Genomic DNA, 22,208 nt, shown 5'->3' with positions numbered 1-22,208 from the left:
CTTTATATGCTCTTTTCGACCTTGACACCAAGCCGACACCATCGCCAATCTGTGCGTAAAGAAGATTGTTCGTGCGATTTTCGCACAATCAGGAGGTCATATGGCGAAGATCACGCCCCTGCGCGAGGCGGTGGCGAGCCTCGTGCAAGACGGCGACACGGTCGCCCTGGAAGGATTCACCCACCTGATCCCCCATGCCGCCGGCCACGAGATCATCCGGCAGGGCCGGCGCGGCCTGACGCTGGTGCGCATGACGCCGGACCTGATCTACGACCAGATGATCGGCATGGGCTGCGCCGCGAAGCTGATCTTCTCCTGGGGCGGCAACCCCGGCGTCGGATCCCTCCACCGCTTCCGCGACGCGGTCGAACAGGGCTGGCCGCACCGGCTGGAGATCGAGGAGCACAGCCACGCCGGCATGGCCAACGCCTATGTCGCCGGCGCCTCCAACCTGCCCTTCGCCCTGCTGCGCGGCTACACCGGCTCCGACCTGCCGAAGGTCAACCCGAACATCCGCTTCGTCGAATGCCCCTTTACGGCTGAGAAGCTGACCGCCATCCCCGCCGTCCGACCCGACGTGACGGTCATCCACGCCCAGAAGGCCGACCGCCGCGGCAATGTCCTGCTCTGGGGCATCCTCGGCGTCCAGAAGGAAGCGGTTCTGGCCGCCAGGCGCTCCATCGTCACGGTGGAGGAGATCGTCGACGATCTGGAGGCGCCGCCGAATGCCTGCGTGCTGCCGAGCTGGGCGCTCTCCGCCGTCTGTCCCGTCCCCGGCGGCGCCTATCCGTCCTACGCGCAGGGCTATTCGGAGCGCGACAACCGCTTCTACAAGGCCTGGGACCCCATCGCCCGCTCGCGCGACGACTTCCGGGCCTGGATGCAGCGCCATGTGCTGGACACCGACGATTTCGCCGGCTTCCGCCGCGTGCTGGCCGAAAGCATGAAGGAGGCCGTGTGATGAGTGCTGCCGAGACCGCCACAACGACTCTCGATTTCACCGCGACCGAGATCATGACGGTGGCGGCCAGCCGCCTGCTGAAGGACGGCACCGTCTGCTTCGTCGGCATCGGCCTGCCTTCCACCGCCGCCAACCTCGCCCGGCTGACCCATGCGCCCGAGGTGGTGCTGATCTATGAATCGGGTCCCATCGGCGCCAAGCCGACGGTGCTGCCGCTGTCGATCGGCGACGGCGACCTCGCGCTGACCGCCGACACCGTGGTCGGCACGCCGGAGATCTTCCGCTACTGGCTGCAGGGCGGGCGGATCGACGTCGGCTTCCTCGGCGCGGCCCAGGTCGACCGCTTCGCCAACATCAACACCACCGTCATCGGCCCCTATGACGCGCCCAAGGTGCGGCTGCCCGGTGCCGGCGGCGCGCCGGAGATCGCCTCCCAGGCCAAGGAGGTCTTCATCGTCCTGAAGCACAGCCCCAAGGCCTTCGTCGCCAAGCTGCCCTTCGTCACCTCGGCAGGATATCTCGACGGCTTTGAGGCGCGGGCCAGGGCTGGCATCCCCGGTGCCGGGCCGACCGCGGTCATCACCGACCTCGGCATCCTCACCCCCGACCCGGTGACGAAGGAATTGACCCTGACCAGCATCCATCCCGGCGTGACGGTGGAGCAGGTGAAGGCCGCCACCGGTTGGGACCTGAAGATTGCGCCCGATCTGAAGACCACCGAAATCCCGGACGCCGGCGCGCTCGCCGCCCTGCGCGACCTCCAGGCCCGCACCGCGGCAGCCCACGGGCAAGTCGGCGGCGGAGAAGGATAAGACCATGCGTGACGCCTTTATCTGCGACGCCATCCGCACCCCCATCGGCCGCTATGCAGGATCCCTGTCGTCGGTGCGCGCCGACGATCTCGGCGCCGTGCCGATCCGCGCCCTGATGCAACGCAACCCCTCGGTCGACTGGGCCGCGGTGGACGATGTCATCTATGGCTGCGCCAATCAGGCCGGCGAGGACAACCGCAACGTCGCCCGCATGGCAGCATTGCTGGCCGGCCTGCCCGACGCGGTGCCGGGCACGACGATGAACCGTCTCTGCGGTTCCGGCCTCGACGCGCTCGCCACCGCCGCCCGCGCCATCAAGGCGGGCGAGGCCGAGCTGATGATCGCCGGCGGGGTGGAAAGCATGAGCCGCGCCCCCTTCGTCATGGGCAAGGCCGACACCCCCTTCTCCCGGCAGGCCGAGACCTTCGACACCACCATCGGCTGGCGATTCGTCAATCCGGCGATGAAGGCGGCCTATGGCACCGATTCGATGCCGGAGACGGCGGAGAATGTCGCCGACGACTGGAAGATCGCCCGTGCCGACCAGGACGCCTTCGCCCTGCGCAGCCAGGACCGCGCCGCCCGCGCCATCGCCGACGGCAGCATGGCCCGCGAGATTGCCCCCGTCACCATCCGCACCCGCAAGGGCGAGACGGTGGTGATGACCGACGAGCATCCGCGCGCCACGACCATCGAGGCGCTGTCGGCCCTGAAGCCGATCGTCCGCCCCGGCGGCACGGTGACCGCCGGCAACGCGTCGGGCGTCAATGACGGCGCCGCCGCATTGCTGATCGCGTCCGAAGCGGCGGTGAAGCGTTTCGGCCTGACCCCGCGCGCCCGCATCCTCGGCGGCGCCACCGCCGGCGTCCCGCCGCGTGTCATGGGCATCGGCCCGGTCCCCGCCACCCGCAAGCTGCTGGAGCGTCTCGGCCGCAGCATCGCCGACATCGACCTGATCGAACTGAACGAGGCCTTCGCCGCCCAGGCGCTGGCCGTCCTGCGCGAGCTTGGCCTGCCGGATGACGCCGCCCATGTGAACCCGAACGGCGGCGGCATCGCGCTCGGCCATCCGCTCGGCATGAGCGGCGCCCGCCTGGCGACCACCGCGCTCTACCAGCTCGAACAGTCCGGCGGCCGGACGGCGCTCTGCACCATGTGCATCGGCGTCGGGCAGGGCGTCGCGGTGATGATCGAGCGGGTGTAGCCTCAGGCTTCGAATGCCCCCTCCCTAACCCTCCCCCGCCTCTGGCGGTGGAGGGGACTGCCGCCGCTTCGCAGAAGGCACCCTCTCCCGCGAAGCGGGGGAGGGTCGGGGAGGGGGCAAACGCTTCACCGATCCAAAACCGTCGATGGAATCCCCATGCCCTTCATCGAAGCCACCGGCATCACCCAGCACTACGACCTGACCGGCCCGGCGGACGCGCCGGTGCTGCTGTTCGCCAACTCCATCGGCACCAGCCTCCACATCTGGGACGCCGTGGTGCCGCACCTGTCGCAGCGCTACCGCATCCTGCGCTACGACATGCGCGGCCATGGCCTGACCCAGGTGACGCCGGTCAGCGACACCGCCGGCTATACCATGGATATTCTCGCCGACGACGCCGCCGGCCTGCTCGACGCGCTCGGCATCGAACGCGCCCATGTCTGCGGCCTGTCCATCGGCGGCATGATGGCGCAGCGCCTCGCCGTCAAGGCGCCCGGCCGCATCCGTGGCCTGATCCTGTGCGACACCGCTGGCGTCATCGGCCCGCAATCGGTCTGGACCGACCGCATCGCCGCCATCCGCGCCCGCGGCATGACCGCGATTTCCGACGGGGTCATGGCCCGCTGGTTCACCCAAGCCTTCCGCGACGGCTGCCCCGACCAGATCCGCGGCTACACCGCCATGGTCGCCCGCACCACCGAGGACGGCTATGTCGGCTGCGCCATGGCGATCCGCGACGCCGACCTCAGCGCAGCCAACGCCGCCATCACTGCCCCCACCCTGGTGATCTGCGGCGAGCATGACGTCGCCACCCCGCCCGATGCCGCCCGCGAACTGGCGGCCGGCATCCCCGGCGCCCGCTTCGAACTGCTGCCCGGCGCCGCCCACATCCCCGGCGTCGAGAAGCCGGCGGAACTGGCCGCCCTGATCGGCGGCTTCCTGGGGGACCTCTGATGGACGACCCGGAGATGAAGGACAAGGACCTCTACGACCGCGGCATGGCGGTGCGCCGCTCCGTCCTGGGCGACGCCCATGTCGACCGCTCGCTGGAGCGCGCCACCGGGTTCGACGCCGATTTCCAGGAGTTCATCACCAAGACCGCCTGGGGCCAGATCTGGACCCGGCCGGGCCTGGACATCCGGACGCGCAGCATGCTGACCATCGCCATGCTGGCGGCGCTGGGCAAGGACGGCGAGCTGAAGCTGCACATCCGCGCCACCCGCAACACCGGCGTCACCCGCGACGAGGTGAAGGAAATCCTGATGCAGGCCGCCGTCTATGCCGGCATTCCCGCCGGAAACCACGCGATAGCCCTCGCCCGCGCCGTCTATGCCGAGATGGACGAGGAAGACGCCCAAAAGGGCTGACAGCGAAGGGGTGAGCCGCATGACCGCCGACCGCTATCCCGACCCGCTGCTGGACCCGCTCTTCACCACCGACGCGGCGGCCGACGCCTTCTCGCCCGTCGCAAGGCTGCAGGGCATGCTGGATTTCGAGGCGGCGCTGGCGCGGGCGGAGGCGGCGGTCGCCGTCATCCCCGCCCGCGCCGTCCCGGCCATCGAGGCGTGCTGCAGGGCAGACCTCTACGACCTGACCGCGCTGGGGGCGGAGGCGGCGCTGGCCGGCAACACCGCGATCCCGATGGTCAGGCACCTGACCCGCGCGGTGAAGGCCGCCGACGAGGAAGCCTCCCGCTACGTCCATTGGGGCGCCACCAGCCAGGACGCGATGGACAGCGGCCTGATGCTGCAACTGCGCCGCTTCCTCGACGGGCTGGACGCCGATCTGGCCGCCCTTGCCGATGGCCTCGCCGATCTCGCCGACCGCCACCGCGCCACGCCGATGGTCGCCCGCACCTGGCTGCAGCACGCCCTGCCGACCACCTTCGGCCTGAAGGCCGCCGGCTGGCTCGACGCGCTGGGCCGCGACCGCCAGCGGATCGCCGCCGCCCGCAGCCGCCTCGCCCTGCAATTCGGCGGCGCCGCCGGCACGCTGGCTGCCCTCGGCGACGCCGGCCCGGCGGTGGCGGAGGCTTTGGCCGGCGAACTCGGCCTCCCCCTGCCTGCCCTGCCCTGGCACGCCAGCCGCGACCGCATCACCGAACCGGCCTCGGCCCTCGGCATCCTCGCCGGCACGCTGGGCACGCTGGGCCGCGACATCTCGCTGATGATGCAGATGGAGGTCGCCGAAGCCTTCGAGCCCGCCGCGCCCGGCCGCGGCGGCTCCTCCACCATGCCGCACAAGCGCAACCCGGTGTCCTGCGCGGTCCTGCTCTCCACCGCCATCCGCGCCCCCGCCCTGGTCGGCGGGCTGCTGGCGGCGCAGGTGCAGGAGCATGAACGCGGCCTCGGCGGCTGGCATGCCGAGTGGCAGGCGCTGCCCGACCTCTGCCGCCTCGTCGCCGGTGCCGCCCGTCATGCCCGCGAGACCATCGCCGGCCTGACCGTCGATGCCGAGCGCATGCGCGCCAACCTCGACCTCACCCGCGGCCTGATCCTGGCCGAAGCCGTCACCATGGCGCTGGGCGACCGCATGGGCCGGATGGCCGCCCATTCCCGCGTGGCCGAGGCCAGCCGCCGCGCCGCAGACTCCGCCCGCCCCCTGCGCGACGTGCTGGCGGAGGATGCCGAAGTGGTGCAGGCGCTGGGCGCCGACACCCTCGACCGCCTGTTCGACCCGCTGAACTACACCGGCGCAGCATCCCACTTCATCGACCGCGTTCTGACACTCCACAGATACCAACAGCGTCAGCAGAACTGACCGCTCCCAAGGAGGGACCCCCGAAATGGACACAGCCGTTCACGAGGCGGAGGGAGATTTCAGCCCCCGCGATTGGGCGCAACACCCGCCCTACCTGTCGCCGCTCTACAAATCGACGGTGCTGCGCTCGCCGTCGAAGCCGCTGATCCCGATGAAGCAGTGCCTGTCGGTGCGCAGCGGCCCGGTGTTCGGTCATGACAGCGTCGATCCGCTCGACAACGACCTGACCAAGAACGGCCGCGTCAACGGCGAACCGATCGGCGAGCGCATGATCGTCACCGGCCGCGTGCTGGACGAAAGCGGCCGGCCGGTGCCGCACACGCTGCTGGAGATCTGGCAGGCCAACGCCTGCGGCCGCTATGTCCACCGCTGGGACCAGCATGACGCGCCGCTCGACCCGAACTTCTTCGGGGCCGGCCGCTGCATCACCGACGCCGAGGGCCGCTACCGCTTCACCACGATCAAGCCCGGCGCCTATCCCTGGGGCAACCACCACAATGCGTGGCGGCCGGCGCACATCCATTTCTCGCTGTTCGGGCCGTCCTTCCTGACCCGGCTGGTCACCCAGATGTATTTCCCCGGCGACCCGCTTCTGCCGCTCGACCCCATCTACAACGGGGTGCCGGAGGGCGCGCGCGAGCTGCTGATCTCCCGCTTCTCCATCGACGTGACCGAGCCGGTGTGGGCGCTCGGCTATGAATTCGACATCGTCCTGCGCGGACGCCAGGCCACGCCGATGGAGGGCTGATCCTCATGAGCCAGATGCTGAAACAGACCCCGTCCCAGACCGTCGGCCCCTATTTCGCCTATGCCTGGACCCCGGAACTCTACGGCCGCCACCCGCTGGCGACCAACCGGCTGGCCACCCGCGACATGCCCGGCGAGCACATTCGCATCGAAGGCGTCGTCTATGACGGCGAGGGCGCGCCGATCCGCGACTGCGTGGTGGAGATCTGGCAGGCCGGCGCCGACGGCCGCCACGCCCCCGGCGCCGCCGGCTTCGGCCGCTGCGGCACCAACGACGCGGGCTATTACGTCTTCGACACGGTGAAGCCGGGCGCCTGCGACCCCGGCCACGCCCCGCACATCGCGGTGACGGTGTTCGCCCGCGGCATGCTGAGCCACGCCTTCACCCGCCTGCATTTCTCCGACGAGACGGCGGCGAATGCGGCGGACCCGGTGCTGGCGACCGTCCCCGCCGACCGCCGCGACACCCTGATCGCGAAACGCGCAGAGTTGCCTGGCGGCGTGGTCTACCGCTTCGACATCCGCCTGCAGGGCGAAGGGGAGACAGTGTTTTTTGATTGTTGAGGTGAGGTCGGCTGACGATGCCCCCTCCCTAACCCTCCCCCACCTTCGGTGGGAGAGGGGACTGCCGCCGCTTCGGCAAATGCGTCACGTCGACAAGAGTCCTGCCCCCTCTCCCGCGAAGCGGGGGAGGGATGGGGAGGGGGCAATCGAAGCCGACACCCCCAACACACTCACCCCTCGCGGATCGTCGCCACGAAGCGCTGCACTTCGGTCCGCAGCTGCGCCGACTGGTGCGACAGCGTGTCGGCGGCGGCGCGGGCCTGGGAGGCCATGCTGCCGGTCTCGCTGGCGGCACGGGTGACGCCCTCGATGTTGGTCGACACCTCGCGGGTGCCGGCGGCGGCCTGCTGGACGTTGCGGCTGATCTCGCGGGTCGCCGCCCCCTGCTCCTCCGCCGCGGCGGCGACGGCGGTGACCGTCTCGCTGATGCCCAGGATGGTGCGGCCGATGGCCTGGATGGCGCCGACGGCGCTGCCGCTGACCGACTGGATCTCGGCGATCTGGGCGGCGATCTCCTCCGTCGCCTTGGCGGTCTGGCTGGCGAGGTTCTTCACCTCCTGCGCCACGACGGCGAAGCCCTTGCCGGCCTCGCCCGCCCGCGCCGCCTCGATGGTGGCGTTCAGCGCCAGCAGGTTGGTCTGGCCGGCGATGGACTGGATCAGGTTCACCACGTCGCCGATCTTCTGCGCCGCTTCGGCCAGGCCGGCCACCGTGCCGTTGGTCTTCTCGACCTCGCCCACCGCGTCGTTCGCCATGCGCGACGAGGCGGCGATGCGCTGGTTGATCTCCTCGATGGAATGGGCCAGCTCCTCCGCCGCGGCGGCGACCGTCTGCACGTTGCTGCTGGCGACGTCGGCGGCGCTGGCGACGGCGGCGGCCTGGGCGTTGGTCTGCTCGGCGATGGCCGACAGCCCTTCCGAATCGGTGCGGATCAGTTCCGCCTGCTCGGTCACGCTGGCGACCACGCCGCCGACCGTGCCCTCGAACCGGTCGGCCATCCGGGCCAGTTCCTGCCTGCGCCGCTCGGCGGCCTGCGCTTCGTCCCGGCGGCGCTGCTCCTCCATTTCGGCGACGCGGCCGGCATTCTCCTTGAACAGTTGCAGCGCCTTGTTGATCGCCCCAATCTCGTCGGAGCGGTCGCGGTCGCGCACCTCCACGTCCTGCCGGCCGGCGGTCAGCGCCTCCACCGTCGCGATGATCCGGCGCAGCGGCGTGCCGACGATGGTCCGGGTCGACAGCCACAGCGCCAGCAGCAGGCCGGCGGTCAGCAGCACGGCGCCGACGGCGATGAAGCTGCGCAGTTCCTCCTTCGGCGCCTCGATCTGGTTCATCGGCAGATTGATCAGCACCGACCAGGGCGTGCCGGTGTCGCCGACGATGACCGGCCGGAACAGCTGCTTGACCTCGGTCTTCAGGCTGGCCGACATTGAGAAGTGGGCATACGGCTTGCCGTCGCGGATGGCCGGCAACGCCTCCTTCAGCCGTTCGTTGGTCTGCAGGATCGACTTGCCCATATGGTCGGCGTTGCTGTAGCCGGCCCACAGGCCGCCGTTGGAGATCAGGAAGACCGACCCCGTCCCGAAGGGCTTCGCCGTCTTCAGCTCGTTCCAGATCTCGTCGGTGGCGATGTCGACGCCGGCGACACCGACGAACTTGCCGCCTTCCATGACCGGAACCACCACCGACACCATCAGGACGGTCTTGCCGGCCACCGCATAGCTGTAGGGTTCGACGATCACCTCCTTACCGGTGCGCTTGGCCTGCTGGTAATAGAGGCCGTCGGGGCCGGGATCGTCATAGCCGGTCAGCGCCTCCAGCTGGACCTTGCCGCTGCCGCGGTTCCAATAGGGAATGAAACGGCCGCTGGCGTCGCTGCCGGCGCTGTTGACGAAGTCGGCATCCTTGCCGTCCAGCGCGTTCGGCTCCATGCCGATCCACACGCCGATCAGGTTGGGATTGCTCTCCAGCAGGCTCTTCAGCCAGTCGTTCAGCTTGGCGCGGTCGGCGACGCCGTTGCGCTTCAGGCTCAGCAGGGTGGTCCGCATCAGGCGGCTGATGTTCATGGCGTCGTTCAGACGCCGCTCGACGGTTTCGGCATGGTATTTGCCGAGTTCGTCCCCGACCTTGAAGGACAAGGCATCGGTATCGGCCCCGCTCCTGGCGGAGATCACGACCGTGCCGATCCCCAGCCCGACCAGCAGAACCACGCCGATCGCCAACACCAGCTTGGTCACCAATGGCAATTTCTTGAACATCTACATTCCCCGCGACATACCCGGACAAGGGCCCGACACCCCCGACCGACTGTCCCGCAGTTCCGTTAAATTCAAGTAAATTAATTGCTAATATATCTGCCATCCCAACAGATGGTGAGAACAACTCTCAAATGAATGGCGTTCAATCATACCCGGATCAACAATTCATACTTTGGGACCGGTCCGCGAATCTTTCGGGCACATACAACTTCCATTCCGTGTCCCAAAGAAAAAGGGGCGGACCGGTCGTCCCGATCCACCCCCTTCACACCGTCACGACAGGTCGCCCGTGATTACTTCCGGGCGGCGGTGATGGCGGCCTGCAGTTCCTTCAGCACCTCGGCACCGCCGTCGGCGGCGTACTTGTCGAACGCGGGCTTGACCATCTCGCGCATGCGGTCCAGCTCGGCCGGGCTCAGCTCGTTGATCTGCATGCCCTTTTCCTTCAGGTAGGCCACGCTCTGGGCCGAGGCCTCGCGGCTGTCCTTGCGCTCGAAATCGCGCGAGGCGACGGCGGCCTCGTTCAGGATCTTCTTCTCGTCCGCCGACAGGCCGTCGTACCAGCGCTTGCTGGCCAGCACGATCCACGGGCTGTAGACGTGGCGGGAGATGGTCAGGTACTTCTGGACTTCATAGAACTTGGACGACTGGATGGTGGTGACCGGGTTCTCCTGGCCGTCGACCGTGCCGGTCTCCAGCGCGGTGAACAGTTCGGAGAAGGCCAGCGGCACCGCGTTGGCGCCGAAGCGGTTGAACATGTCGATGTAGACCGGGTTCTGCATCACGCGCAGCTTGATGCCGCCCATGTCCTCGACCTTGGTGATCGGGCGCTTGCTGTTGGTCAGGTTGCGGAAGCCGTTCTCCCAATAGACCAGCCCGACCAGCCCCTTGTCGCTCAGCGACTTCAGCAGCTTCTCGCCGAACGGGCCGTCGAGGACGGCATCGGCCTCCTTCTCGTTGTTGAACAGGAAGGGCAGGTCGTAGACGCCGAAATCCTTGACGATGCCGACCAGCGTGGCGGTGGAGCCGACCATCATCTCCTGCGCGCCGCCGATCAGGGCGTTCTGCATCTGGATGTCGCTGCCCAGGCTGGCGTCGCCGAAGCCCTTCATCTTGAACTTGCCGCCGCTGCGCTTGGACAGCTCATCGGCGAAATACTTCACCGCCCGGCCCTGGTTGCTGTTCTCCGACAGGCCGTAGCCGAAGCGGATGATGCGGGTCTTCACGTCCTGGGCGGCAGCGGAGGTCGCGGCGGCGATCGGGGCGAGCAGCGCGGCGGCGATGCCGGTGGCGAGCAGCAGTTTGCGGAACATGGGTGTCGAACTCCCTTAACGTCTGGTGTTTCGTTCTGATTGGTCTTGGTAGGCGTCAGTGGAACAGGTGCAGCGGCATGGTGACGATCTCCGGCACGGCGATCAGCAGCCCGAGCAGCACGATGTAGGTCAAAAGGAAGGGCCAGATGCCCTTGGTGGCGCTTTCCAGCGAGATTCGGGCGACGCCGCACACCACGTTCAGCACCGTGCAGACCGGCGGATGGATCAGGCCCAGCGTTCCGACGAGAACGAACATCACGCCGAAATAGGCGGGATCGATGCCGGCCTTGATCGCCAGCGGGGTCAGCACCGGGCCCAGCACCAGGATGGTCGGCGTCAGGTCCATCACCGTGCCGACGGCCAGCAGCAGGCAGGCGATGGCCAACATCAGCAGCTTCGGATGGTCCATCAGCGGTGCCAGCAGCTCCGTCATCTGCTGCGGCAGGTCGGCCAGCGTCACCATGTAGGACGACACCAGCGCGGCGGCGCACAGGAACATCACGGTGCTGGTGGTGCGCGCCGCCTGGACCAGCAGCGGGACCAGCTGCGGCAGCGTGACCTGCCGGTAGACGAACAGCGCGACGAACAGCGAATAGACGGCGGCGACCACCGCGGCCTCGGTCGGCGTGAAGATGCCGCCGCGCAGGCCGCCGATGATGATGATCGGCAGGGCCAAGGCCCAGACGCCGTCGCCCAGCGCCTTCAGCCGCTCCCGCCCGCTCGCCTTCGGCTGCAGCTTCACCGTCATGTCGCGGACGACGAAGATCCAGGCGCAGACCAGACCGATGCCCATCAGCAGGCCGGGCACGATGCCGGCCATGAACAGCGCGCTGATCGAGGTGTTGGTGGTCACGCCGAAGATGATGAAGGGCATGCTGGGCGGGATGATCGGGGCGATGATGCCGCCCGACGCGATCAGACCGGCCGAACGCGGCACCGGATAGCCGTGGTCGCGCATCATCGGGATCAGCAGCGTGGCGAGCGCCGCGGTGTCGGCGATGGCCGACCCCGACAGGCTGGCCAGCATCACCGAGGCGCCGATGGTGACGTACCCCAGCCCGCCCTTGATGTGGCCGACCAGGCTGACCGCCAGGTTGATGATGCGCTGGGAGATGCCGCCGGCGTTCATCAGCTCGCCGGCCAGGATGAAGAAGGGCACCGCCATCAGCGGATAGTTGTCGGCGCCGCTCAGCATGTTCTGGGCGACCAGCTGGGCGTCGAAGAAGTCGAGGTGGACCATCAGCGCGACGCCGGTCAGCATCAGCGCGAAGGCGATGGGCATGCCGAGCAGCATGAAGCCGAACAGCGAGCCCAGGAAAATGGTGAGCGTCATGGCGGCGTCTCCGTCCGCAGGAAATCTATTGGTCTGGGCTCAATGCTTGGCGACGGCGGGGCTGCCGTGGCCGGCGGGTGCCGGCGGGGCAACCGCGGGGCCGTGCGATTCCGGATGGTCCAGGGTGGTGTCGGGGTCGCCGGGGACGCGGGCGCCCGGCTGGTTGGTGACGATCCGCCACAGGTTCGCCAGCACGGTCAACGCCATGGCGATGGCCGGGAAGAAGCCCGCCGCCGCATAGAAGGCCATGGGGAAGCGCAGGACGGTGGAGAAGGTCTCCATCCCGATCAGCAGCTGAATCCAGCTCCCCTGCACGAACAGCCACAGGGCGTACAGCATCATCAGGTGCGCGATCACCGCGCAGGCCCGCCGGACCTTGGCCGGCAGGCGGCTCTGCAGGATCTCCAGGCCCAGGTGCCGCTGGTGGCGCAGCGCCACGGTGGCGCCCAGGAACACCAGCCAGACGAACATCAGCCGCGCGATCTCTTCCGCCGCGACGATGCCGCTGTTGAAGACATAGCGCAGGACGACGTTGCCGAAGACGAGACCGACCATGACCGCCAGCATCAGCGCCATGATCCATTCGGTGACCCGCTCCAGCAGATCAGCAACGCGCTTCATGCGTTCCTCCCAAATTCTTCATCGCCGGTCAGGCGGGCATGCGCATCGGCGACGATGGCCTCGGCCGACTGCGTCACCTCATAGGACAGCACCGGCTCGTCGGCCGCCGGCATCTCCAGGTCGGCGAACTGGCTGTCGACCAGGGCCATCGGCATGAAATGGGCGGTGCGCGCCCCCATGCGCGAGGCGATCAGCGCCTTGTCGCCGTGCAGGTGCAGGAACACCACCCGCCTGGACCCGCCGCGCAACTTGTCGCGGTAGCGCCGCTTCAGCGCCGAACAGGCGACGACCAGCCCCCTGCCCTCGCGGTCGGCATCGGCGATGAAGCCGGCCAGCGTGGCCAGCCAGCCGTCGCGGTCGGCGTCGGTCAGCGGGATGCCGGCCGACATCTTCTCGATGTTGGCGGGCGGGTGGTGGGCGTCGCCCTCGATGAATTCATCGCCCAGGGCCAGGGCCAGGGCTTGGCCGACGCTGGACTTGCCGCAGCCGGCCACGCCCATCACCACGACGATCTGCGGCCCGGCGCCGGCCGACGGGGCGGCCGGCTGGTCGGGCTGAATGGCGGTCATGCCGGGGGACGGCGCGATGGAGGGACCGTTCATGAGGCTCATATTCCCGAATACCGGTGCGGGACGGCGTCCGCGAAGCCAAGTCGCGGCGGGCCACGCACTGACAAGGTTATGTTAGCGCTATCATTCGCGGGTCACTGAGAGGTCCACGACCATGGAGGCCGGACTGCACGGATGACGCCGAGACGAGGTGCTGATACTGTTAGCGCTAACCTTGACGCGCGTAAAGAGTTTTGTTTGAGTTGCGGACAAACTGATCGGGGATGGCCGCGGGTTGCAGGCTTAAGCTCTGCGTGGCATGCGGCTGTTGCTGAGCATGATACACATCGGTGACTGGCGAGCCCGCGCGACCTTCCGTCGCGCCGGCCGAAATCGGAACGCCGGAACTGAAAGGACGAAGCCCTGTGACGACCCGTGGCGGTGATCGGCCAGCAACCCCGGCGGTCAAGACGCGCAAGCCGCGCTCCTCGCGCACCGGCCGCGCCACCATGGCGGACGTGGCGGAGCGGGTGGGCATCAGCGCCATCACCGTCTCGCGCGCCTTCAAGCGGCCGGAGCTGGTGGCGCCGGAGCTTCGCCAGCGCATTCTCGACACCGCGCAGTCGATGGGCTACGTGCCGAATCAGGCCGCCAGCGCGCTCGCCTCGGCGCGGTCGATGACGGTTGCGGTTCTGATCCCGTCGATGACCAACATGGTCTTCGTCGAGACGCTGGCCGGCATCCACGACATGCTGCTGCCGCGCGGCTACCGCGCCCTGATCGGCGTCACCCACTATTCCCCGGTGGAGGAGGAGCGGCTGATCCGCACCTATCTGCAGTTCCAGCCCGACGGGATCCTGCTGACCGGCACCGACCATACCGAAATCACCCGCACCTACCTGTCGGCGCTCTCCAGCCCGACCGTCCACATGATGGAGCTGCTGGACGACCCCGACAGCCTCAGCGTCGGCTGTTCGCAGGAGGAGGGCGGCCGGCTGATGACCACCCACCTGCTGGAGCGCGGCTATCGCCGCATCGGCTTCGTCGCCGTGCAGCTCGACCCCCGCACGCTGGCGCGGCTCGACGGCTACCGCCATGCGCTGGAGGAGGCGGGGCTGTATGACGAGAAGCGCGTCTGGCGCCTGCCCGACCCGTCCTCCATCCATCTGGGCGCGGCGATGATCGACCGGCTGATGGCGGAGAACAGCGACTGCGACGCCGTCTTCTTCTGCAACGACGACTTGGCCCAGGGCGCTTTGTTCCAATGCCAGCGCCGCGGCATCCGCGTGCCCGACCAGCTCGCCGTCGCCGGCTTCAACGACCTGCCGGCCTCGGCCTGGACCACCCCGACCCTGACCACCGTCGCCACGCCGCGCTATGCCATCGGCCGCCACGCCGCCGCCATGCTGCTCGACCTGATGGACGGCAAGGAGCCGCCGCAGCGCCGCCTCGACCTCGGCCTGACCTTCATCGCGCGGGAGAGCACGTGAGGGGGAGTGGTTGGCTGACGGTGCCCCCTCCCTAACCCTCCCCCACCTTCGGTGGGAGAGGGGACTGCCGCCGTCCTTTGCAGAACCCTCACCAAGCATCCTGCCCCCTCTCCCGCCGAAGGCGGGGGAGGGATGGGGAGGGGGCATCCGACAATGCGACAATGATCCGGATCAACTGCGGCGCGTAAGGCCCGGCATGGCTGACGCGCAGGCTCGGCGTCGCTAAGCCGCGGGGCCGGGCGTAGACTGTGCGCATGCTGACGCTTCGACATCTGGCGATCGACACCGTCCGGGAGAACGTCGCCTTCCTCAACCGCCGCTGCACCCGCTACCATGTCGAGGATTTCCTCGGGCTGGGCCGGGTGGAGGTGCGGAACGACGGCCGTTCCCTGCTGGCGGTGCTGAACATCGTCGACGACCCCGCCATCGTCGCCCCCGACGAGATCGGCCTGTCCGACCCCGCCTTCGGCCAGCTCGGATTGGCGGCGGGCTCCGCCGTCCATCTCGTCCCCCCGACCCCGCCGGAAAGCTTCGAGCTGGTGCGCGCCAAGGTCGGCGGCGCCGCCCTGACCGACGAGCAGTTGGCCGCCATCATCCGTGACGTCACCGACCAGCGTTACTCCAAGATCGAGATCGCCGCCTTCCTGATCGCCTGCGCCAGCTTCATGACGACGGCGGAGGTACTGGGCCTGACCCGCGCCATGATCGCCGCCGGCACCCGGCTGCACTGGGAAGGTCTCGGCACCATCGCCGACAAGCACTGCATCGGCGGCATTCCCGGCAACCGCACCTCGATGATCGTGGTGCCGATCGTCGCCGCCCACGGCCTGCCGATCCCCAAGACGTCATCGCGCGCCATCACCTCGCCCGCCGGCACCGCCGACACCATGGAGGTGCTGGCCAATGTCGACGTTCCGGTGGAGCGCATGCAGGCCCTTGTGCGCGAGGCCAAGGGCTGTCTGGTCTGGGGCGGCCATGTCCGGCTGTCGCCGGCCGACGACATCCTGATCTCGGTCGAACGTCCGCTGGCCATCGACACCCGCGAACAGCTGGTCGCCTCCATCCTGTCGAAGAAGGTGGCGGCCGGCTCCACCCATCTGCTGATCGACATCCCCGTCGGCCCCAGCGCCAAGATCCGCAGCGCCGGCGAGGCGGTGCGCCTGCGCAAGCTGTTCGAGCATGTCGGCGACCGTCTCGGCCTGACGCTGGAGGTGGCGATCACCGACGGTTCGCAGCCGGTCGGGCGCGGCATCGGCCCGGTGCTGGAGGCGCGCGACGTGATGGCCGTCCTGCGCAACGCCCCCGCCGGGCCCGCCGACCTGAAGGAGCGCGCCCTGCTGCTGGCCGGCCGCATCCTGGAATTCGACCCAGCGGTGCGCGGCGGCAGCGGCAACCGCCGGGCGCGCGAGCTGCTGGAATCCGGCGCCGCCCTGGCCTCGATGGGACGCATCATCGCCCTGCAGGGTCCGCCGCCCGCCGTGGCGACGCTGGGCTCGCTGGTGGCGGAGGTCGCCTCCCCCGCCGACGGGATCGTGTCGTCGCTTGACTGCTACCGCCTCGCCCGCATCGCGCGGCTGGCCGGCGCGCCGACCGACAAGGGCGCCGGCATCGACCTGCTGCGCAAGGTGGGCGACCCGGTACGCCGGGGCGAACCGCTGTACCGCATCCACGCCAGCACCAACGCCGACTTCACCTTCGCCCAGGCCCATGCGGCCGACGACAATGGGGTGCGGGTGGTGGGGTGAAGTAAGCAGGAGCCAATCCCCTTCTCCCCCCCGGGGAGAAGGTCGGGATGAGGGGGTTCGGCGCAGCCGAAGAGAGCCAAGAAGCGGTTCCCCCTCACCCTAACCCTCTCCCCGGGGGGGAGAGGGGATAGACCAGAAGGAGCCGACCCATGTCCCTGTCGCTGACCTTCCATGGTGCCGCCGGCACGGTGACCGGCTCCTGCTTCCGCCTGTCCACGCCGAACGGCGACGTGCTGATCGATTGCGGCATGTTCCAGGGCACCAAGACGATCCGGGAACTGAACTACCGCCCCTTTCCCTTCGATCCAGCCGCCATAAAGGCCGTCCTGCTGACCCATGCCCACATCGACCATTCCGGCCTGCTGCCGAAGCTGACCCGGCTGGGCTTCCGTGGCCGCATCCACGCCACCGGCGGCACGGTGGACCTGCTGGAATACATGCTGCCCGACAGCGGCTACATCCAGGAGGGCGAGGTCGAGCGGCTGAACCGCCGCAACCGCCAGCGCGGCCGTCCGCCGGTCCAGGCGATCTACACACAGGACGACGCCATCCGCAGCCTGCGCCGGCTCCGCCGCGTCGAGTACGACCGCTGGACCGAGATCCTGCCCGGCCTGCGCGCCCGCTTCTGGCAGGCCGGCCACATCCTGGGCTCCGCCTCCATCGAAATCGAAGCCATTGATGGCTTCGGGGGCGGCGCTGCCGAACCCACCCGCATCCTGTTCTCCGGCGATCTCGGCCCTGGCGGCAAGAGCTTCCACGCCGATGCCGAGGGGCCGGAGCGGCCGGACTGGATGGTGCTGGAGACCACTTACGGCGACCGCGACCGCACCGACCTGGACGAGGCCGGACGGCAGGCGGTGCTGCGCGCCGAGGTTTCCGCGGCTCTGGCCGCCGGGGGTGTCCTGCTGATCCCGGTCTTCGCGGTGGAGCGCACGCAGGAACTGCTCTACGACCTCGACTGCCTGTTCGACGGCGGCCAGCTGCCGGCGGTGGACGTCTTCCTCGATTCGCCGCTCGCCGACGCGGTGACCGGCGTCTTCCGCCGCCATCTCGCCGATCTGGAGACCGACGGCGACCCCTTCACCCGCGCCAACTTCCACCATGTCCGCGGCGTGCCGGACAGCCAGCGCCTCAACAGCATCGCCGGCGGCGCCATCATCATGGCGGCCAGCGGCATGTGCGACGCCGGCCGCATCCGCCACCACCTGAAGAACCGCCTGTGGCGTCCGCAGGACACCGTCCTTCTGGTCGGCTATCAGGCCCCCGGCACGCTTGGCCGCCTGCTGCAGGAGGGCACCCCCCGCGTCCGTATCCATGGCGAGGAGATCGCGGTGAAGGCGAAGGTCCGCTCCATCGACGTCTATTCTGGCCATGCCGACCGTTCCACGCTGCTGGATTGGGTGGAGGCCCGCCACGGCGTCGGCCACGGCCTGTTCCTGGTCCATGGCGAGGAGCCCGCCCGCGCCTCCATCCGCCAGGCCCTGCTCGACAAGGGCTGGTCGGCGGAGCGCATCGCCCAGCCGGCGCTGGACGACCGCGTCGATCTCGCCGCGCCGCGCCCGCTGGTGCCGGCCGACCGTCATCCCCGCCTCGCCCCCGCCGATCTCGCCGCCGGTCTCGACTGGCACAACCATTATGCCGAGGCTCTGCTGGCGCTCCGACGCACGCTCGACGCCGCCCCCGACGACGCGGCACGCGAACGCATCCTGGCCGGCGTCATGGGCGCTCTCGACACCAACGAGAAAGCCGGGAAAGGAACCCAGCCATGACCGTCAAGCGCATCCTCATCGCTCTGGTCCTGCTGGCGCTGCTCGGCGCCGGCGCGGCCTATGGCTGGCGGGCGATGCAGGGCAACCGGCTGCCCGCCGGCTTCGCTTCCGGCAATGGCCGGATCGAGGCAAACGAGATCGACATCGCCACCAAATACGCCGCCCGCGTCCTGACCATCCCGGTCGAGGAAGGCGATCTGGTGGAGGCCGGCGCCATCATCGCCACGCTCGACACCCGCGACCTCGAAGCGCAGCTCCGCTCCGCCGAGGCCCAGCTGCGCCAGGCCCGCCGCGCCCGCGACGAAGCCGTCGCCCTGGTCGCCCAGCGCGCCAGCGAGGCCGACTTCGCCGCCAAGGAGATGGAGCGGGCGCTGGTCCTGTTCGGCAAGGGCCATGTCTCCGAACAGCGCGTCGATCAGGCCCGCAACAGCCGCCGCACCGCCGACGCCGCGCTCGACGCCGCCAAGAGCCATCTCGCCAGCGCCGACGAGGCGATCACCGCCGCGGCCGGCGATGCCGACCGCCTGACCACCCTGGTCGCCGACGGCGTGCTGAAGGCGCCGCGCAAGTCCCGCGTCCTCTACCGTCTGGCCGAACCCGGCGAGGTGCTGGCGGCGGGCGGCAAGGCGGCGACCTTGCTCGACCTGTCCAACGTCTACATGACCTTCTTCCTGCCGACCGACACGGCGGGAAACCTCGCGCTCGGCGCCGACGCCCGGATCCTGCTGGACGCCGTTCCCGACACCGCGATCCCCGCCGCCGTCACCTTCGTCGCCCCGCGCGCCCAGTTCACGCCCAAGCAGGTGGAGACCAAGTCCGAACGCGACCGCATGATGTTCCGCGTCAAGGCCCGCGTGCCGGAGGCGCTGGTGACCCGCTACATCGAGCGGGTGAAGACCGGCCTGACCGGCATGGCCTATGTGAAGCTGGACGACAAGGCGGTCTGGCCGGATTGGCTGGAATCGAAGCTGACGCGGGAGGCTTCCTCTTCCCCCCAAAATCCTCCCTCTCCCCCCCGGGGAGAGGGTCGGGGTGAGGGGGAGGCACAGCGTGATTTTGCCGAAATGGCTCCCTCTCCCGCCCCGGGAGAGGGAAGGGGCCCACCGCAAAGCGGCGGGAAGGGTGAGGGGGTAGGCAAGAATCCATGCGCTTCGAGACCATGCGGTTCGGGATCCTTGGCTTCCCCCTCACCCTCCCCGCCTTTGGCGGGTCCCCTCCCTCTCCCGGGGCGGGAGAGGGCATCATCATGACCCCCGCCCCCGCCGTCTCGCTGTCCGGCGTGCGGCACCGTTATGGCGGGACGGTGGCGCTGGAGGACGCCTCCCTCGACATCCCCGCCGGGGCCAGCGTCGCGGTGATCGGTCCGGACGGCGTCGGCAAATCGACCTTGCTCGGCCTGATCTCCACCGCCAAGAAAATCCAACAGGGCAGCATCCGCGTCCTTGGCACCGACGTTTCCGACCGCCACGGCCGCGCCGCCCTCCAGCCGCGCATCGCCTACATGCCGCAGGGTCTCGGCCGCAACCTCTACGCCGAACTCAGCGTCGCCGAGAATCTCCAGTTCTTCGGCCGCCTCTTCGGCCTCGACGCAGCCGAGCGCCGGCGCCGCATCGCCGACCTGCTGGAGTCCACCGGCCTCGCCCCCTTCCCCGACCGCCCGGCCGGCAAGCTGTCCGGCGGCATGAAGCAGAAGCTCGGCCTGTGCTGCGCCCTGCTGCACGACCCCGACCTGCTGATCCTCGACGAGCCGACGACCGGCGTCGATCCGCTCTCCCGCCGCCAGTTCTGGGACCTGATCGCCCGCATCCGCGCAGGCCGCCCCGGCATGACCGTGCTGGTCGCCACCTCCTACATGGACGAGGCGGAGCGCTTCGACCGGGTCGTGATGATGAATGCCGGCCGCCTGCTGGCCCACGACACCCCCGCCACGGTGAAGGCGCAGACCGGGGCCGCCGATCTTGAGGAGGCCTTCGTCGCCCTGCTGCCGGACGAGTCCAAACGCGGCCACCAACGCCTGACCGTCCCGCCCCGTCCGCCCGAGCCCGTCGGCGCCGAACCGGCCATCGAGGCGATCGGCCTGACCCGCCGCTTCGGCGATTTCACCGCGGTGTCGGACATCAGCTTCCGCATCGGCCGCGGCGAGATCTTCGGCTTCCTGGGGTCCAACGGCTGCGGCAAGACCACCACCATGAAGATGCTGACCGGCCTCTTGCCCGCCAGCGCCGGCGAGGCGCGGCTGTTCGGCAAACCGGTGGACGCCACCGATCTGGAGAGCCGCCGCCGCGTCGGCTACATGGCGCAGGCCTTCTCGCTCTATGGCGAACTGACGGTGCGCCAGAACCTCGACCTGCACGCCCGCCTGTTCGACCTTCGCGATGCCGAAACCCGGCTGGCCGCGCTGGTGGAGCGCTTCGGCCTGTCGCCTTACATCGACGCGGTGGCCGACCGCCTGCCCTTGGGCGTGCGGCAGCGGCTGTCGCTGGCCGTCGCCATCCTGCACGGTCCGGAGTTGCTGATCCTCGACGAGCCGACCTCCGGCGTCGATCCGGTGGCGCGCGACCAGTTCTGGCGCGACCTGATCGCGCTGTCGCGCGACCAGGGGGTGACGATCTTCGTCTCCACCCATTTCATGAACGAGGCGGCGCGCTGCGACCGGGTGGCCTTCATGAACGCCGGCCGCGTCATCGCCGCCGGCCCCCCCGACGAGCTGCGCCGCCAACAGCAGGCCGACAGCCTGGACGACGCCTTCATCGGCTTCATGGAGCAGGCGGAGGGAGCCGAAACCGAAGAGAATCGCCCTCTCCCGCCCCGGGAGAGGGAGGGGACCCACGCCGAAGGCGTGGGGAGGGTGAGGGGTGATCCAAGCATCCCGAACCGCATGGCTTCGCGCCTACCCCCTCACCCTTCCCATGCTCCGCATGGGCCCCTTCCCTCTCCCGGGGCGGGAGAGGGAGTATCCTCCCTCTCCCGCCGCCGCCTGCTCGCCTACGCATGGCGCGAAACCCTCGAACTCCGCCGCGACCCCGTCCGGCTCACCGTCGCACTGCTCGGCACGGTGCTGCTCATGCTGGTCTTCGGCTTCGGCATCACCATGGATGTGGAGAACCTGACCTTCGCCGTGCTCGACCACGACCGCTCGCCGGAAAGCCGCGCCTACATCGAGCAGTTCGACGGCTCGCGCAGTTTCCGCGCCACCCCGCCCGCCGTGGACGCCCGCGACCTCGCGCTGCGCCTGCAACGCGGCGAGGCGTCGCTGACCATCGAGATCCCCGAAGGCTTCGGCCGCGACCTCCGCCGTGGCCGCATCCCGGAAATCGCGGTGCGCATCGACGGCGCCATGCCCTTCCGGGCGGAGACCATCCAGGGCTACGTCTCCGGCCTGCACCAGCGCTTCATCCAGGATACCGCCACCGCCGCCGGAGCCACCCTGCCCGCCGCGCCCGCCACCTTGGAGATGCGTTACCGGTACAACCAGGCCTTCCGCAGCCTGGACGCCATGGTCCCCGCCACCATCGGCCTGCTGCTGGTCTTCATCCCCGCCATCCTGGCCGCCCTCGGCGTGGTGCGGGAGAAGGAACTGGGCTCCATCACCAACCTCTACGTCACCCCGGTGACCCGGCTGGAATTCCTGCTGGGCAAGCAGCTGCCCTACATCGCGCTCGCCGCCTTCAACCTGCTGCTGATGGTGGCGATGGCCGTCACCCTGTTCGGCGTGCCGGTGAAGGGCAGCCTGTTCGGGCTGCTGCTGGGCGGGCTGGTCTATGTGGTGGCGACCACGGCGCTGGGGCTGCTGATCTCCGTCTTCACCGCGACGCAGACGGCGGCGGTGTTCGGCACCGCCATCGTCACCATGCTGCCGGCCACCCAATTCTCCGGCATGCTGCAGCCGGTGGCGACGCTGGAGGGCGGGGCGTGGCTGTTCGGCACGCTGTTCCCCACCACCCATTTCCTGAAGATCTCCGTCGGCGCCTTCACCAAGGGCCTCGCCTTCCCGGAGCTTCTCCCCTTCATCCTGGCGACCGCCGCCTTCGTGCCCGTCTTCCTGGCGCTGGGCGTCGCCTTCCTGCCGAAACAGGAGCGCTGAGC

The 22,208-nt window shown here is 69.3% G+C and carries 18 protein-coding genes; 13 read left to right on the top strand and 5 right to left on the bottom strand.

The window, feature by feature from the left end:
• Nucleotides 1-100 precede the first annotated feature (100 nt).
• From FZ029_RS10475 to pcaG, 8 genes are all read left to right on the top strand, one after another.
• The gene (locus tag FZ029_RS10475) at nucleotides 101-961 is read left to right on the top strand and encodes a CoA transferase subunit A (RefSeq protein WP_149269196.1); all 861 of its coding nucleotides are present in this window, start codon (nucleotides 101-103) and stop codon (nucleotides 959-961) included.
• Complete coding sequence (locus FZ029_RS10470) at nucleotides 961-1,773, top strand: CoA-transferase subunit beta (protein ID WP_149269195.1); 813 nt, start codon at nucleotides 961-963, stop codon at nucleotides 1,771-1,773. The genes FZ029_RS10475 and FZ029_RS10470 overlap by 1 nt, the downstream gene beginning before the upstream one ends.
• A gap of 4 nt (nucleotides 1,774-1,777) precedes the next feature.
• Complete coding sequence (pcaF, locus tag FZ029_RS10465) at nucleotides 1,778-2,977, top strand: 3-oxoadipyl-CoA thiolase (RefSeq protein WP_149269194.1); 1,200 nt, start codon at nucleotides 1,778-1,780, stop codon at nucleotides 2,975-2,977.
• Between the two features lie 156 nt (nucleotides 2,978-3,133).
• Entirely contained in the window at nucleotides 3,134-3,931 is a 798-nt protein-coding gene (gene pcaD / locus FZ029_RS10460; RefSeq protein ID WP_149269193.1) for a 3-oxoadipate enol-lactonase, read from the top strand.
• 14 nt (nucleotides 3,932-3,945) lie between these two features.
• Entirely contained in the window at nucleotides 3,946-4,344 is a 399-nt protein-coding gene (gene pcaC / locus FZ029_RS10455; RefSeq protein ID WP_149269325.1) for a 4-carboxymuconolactone decarboxylase, read from the top strand.
• Nucleotides 4,345-4,363: 19 nt separating this feature from the next.
• Nucleotides 4,364-5,737 carry a 3-carboxy-cis,cis-muconate cycloisomerase gene (locus tag FZ029_RS10450; RefSeq protein ID WP_149269192.1) on the top strand — a complete coding sequence of 458 codons (1,374 nt, stop codon included), beginning with the start codon at nucleotides 4,364-4,366 and terminating at the stop codon, nucleotides 5,735-5,737.
• A gap of 25 nt (nucleotides 5,738-5,762) precedes the next feature.
• Nucleotides 5,763-6,485: a protocatechuate 3,4-dioxygenase subunit beta gene (gene pcaH, locus FZ029_RS10445; protein ID WP_149269191.1), complete on the top strand. Its 723-nt coding sequence runs from the start codon at nucleotides 5,763-5,765 to the stop codon at nucleotides 6,483-6,485.
• Between the two features lie 5 nt (nucleotides 6,486-6,490).
• Nucleotides 6,491-7,048 (top strand): protocatechuate 3,4-dioxygenase subunit alpha, encoded by a 558-nt coding sequence (gene pcaG, locus FZ029_RS10440; RefSeq protein ID WP_149269190.1) that lies wholly within the window; start codon nucleotides 6,491-6,493, stop codon nucleotides 7,046-7,048.
• 170 nt (nucleotides 7,049-7,218) lie between these two features.
• On the opposite strand, the gene FZ029_RS10435 is transcribed toward pcaG, so the two are convergent.
• From FZ029_RS10435 to FZ029_RS10415, 5 genes are all read right to left on the bottom strand, one after another.
• Nucleotides 7,219-9,303, bottom strand: coding sequence for a methyl-accepting chemotaxis protein (locus tag FZ029_RS10435; protein WP_149269189.1), 2,085 nt, complete (start codon nucleotides 9,301-9,303; stop codon nucleotides 7,219-7,221).
• Nucleotides 9,304-9,596: 293 nt separating this feature from the next.
• Nucleotides 9,597-10,616, bottom strand: coding sequence for a TRAP transporter substrate-binding protein (locus FZ029_RS10430; protein WP_149269188.1), 1,020 nt, complete (start codon nucleotides 10,614-10,616; stop codon nucleotides 9,597-9,599).
• Between the two features lie 55 nt (nucleotides 10,617-10,671).
• Entirely contained in the window at nucleotides 10,672-11,949 is a 1,278-nt protein-coding gene (locus tag FZ029_RS10425; RefSeq protein ID WP_149269187.1) for a TRAP transporter large permease subunit, read from the bottom strand.
• A 39-nt stretch (nucleotides 11,950-11,988) separates the two neighbouring features.
• Nucleotides 11,989-12,570: a TRAP transporter small permease gene (locus FZ029_RS10420; RefSeq protein ID WP_149269186.1), complete on the bottom strand. Its 582-nt coding sequence runs from the start codon at nucleotides 12,568-12,570 to the stop codon at nucleotides 11,989-11,991.
• On the bottom strand, nucleotides 12,567-13,172 hold the full coding sequence (locus FZ029_RS10415) for a gluconokinase (RefSeq protein WP_149269185.1): 606 nt from the start codon (nucleotides 13,170-13,172) through the stop codon (nucleotides 12,567-12,569). Before FZ029_RS10415 ends, FZ029_RS10420 begins: the two co-directional genes overlap by 4 nt.
• 371 nt (nucleotides 13,173-13,543) lie before the next feature.
• On the opposite strand from FZ029_RS10415, the gene FZ029_RS10410 reads away from it, so the two are divergent.
• The 5 genes from FZ029_RS10410 (at nucleotide 13,544) to rbbA (ending at nucleotide 22,206) form a co-directional block, all read left to right on the top strand.
• Nucleotides 13,544-14,608, top strand: coding sequence for a LacI family DNA-binding transcriptional regulator (locus FZ029_RS10410; RefSeq protein ID WP_247892250.1), 1,065 nt, complete (start codon nucleotides 13,544-13,546; stop codon nucleotides 14,606-14,608).
• Between the two features lie 254 nt (nucleotides 14,609-14,862).
• On the top strand, nucleotides 14,863-16,353 hold the full coding sequence (locus FZ029_RS10405; RefSeq protein WP_149269184.1) for a thymidine phosphorylase family protein: 1,491 nt from the start codon (nucleotides 14,863-14,865) through the stop codon (nucleotides 16,351-16,353).
• 149 nt (nucleotides 16,354-16,502) lie between these two features.
• Nucleotides 16,503-18,122: an MBL fold metallo-hydrolase gene (locus FZ029_RS10400; protein WP_149269183.1), complete on the top strand. Its 1,620-nt coding sequence runs from the start codon at nucleotides 16,503-16,505 to the stop codon at nucleotides 18,120-18,122.
• On the top strand, nucleotides 18,119-19,372 hold the full coding sequence (locus FZ029_RS10395) for an HlyD family efflux transporter periplasmic adaptor subunit (RefSeq protein ID WP_247892249.1): 1,254 nt from the start codon (nucleotides 18,119-18,121) through the stop codon (nucleotides 19,370-19,372). The genes FZ029_RS10400 and FZ029_RS10395 overlap by 4 nt, the downstream gene beginning before the upstream one ends.
• Complete coding sequence (gene rbbA, locus FZ029_RS10390) at nucleotides 19,369-22,206, top strand: ribosome-associated ATPase/putative transporter RbbA (protein WP_149269182.1); 2,838 nt, start codon at nucleotides 19,369-19,371, stop codon at nucleotides 22,204-22,206. Before FZ029_RS10395 ends, rbbA begins: the two co-directional genes overlap by 4 nt.
• Nucleotides 22,207-22,208 lie beyond the last annotated feature (2 nt).

Origin of the sequence: Azospirillum sp. Sh1 (assembly GCF_008365135.1) — a bacterium.
GTDB classification, from domain to species: domain Bacteria; phylum Pseudomonadota; class Alphaproteobacteria; order Azospirillales; family Azospirillaceae; genus Azospirillum; species Azospirillum oryzae.
This window is presented reverse-complemented; position numbering and strand designations above follow the sequence as displayed.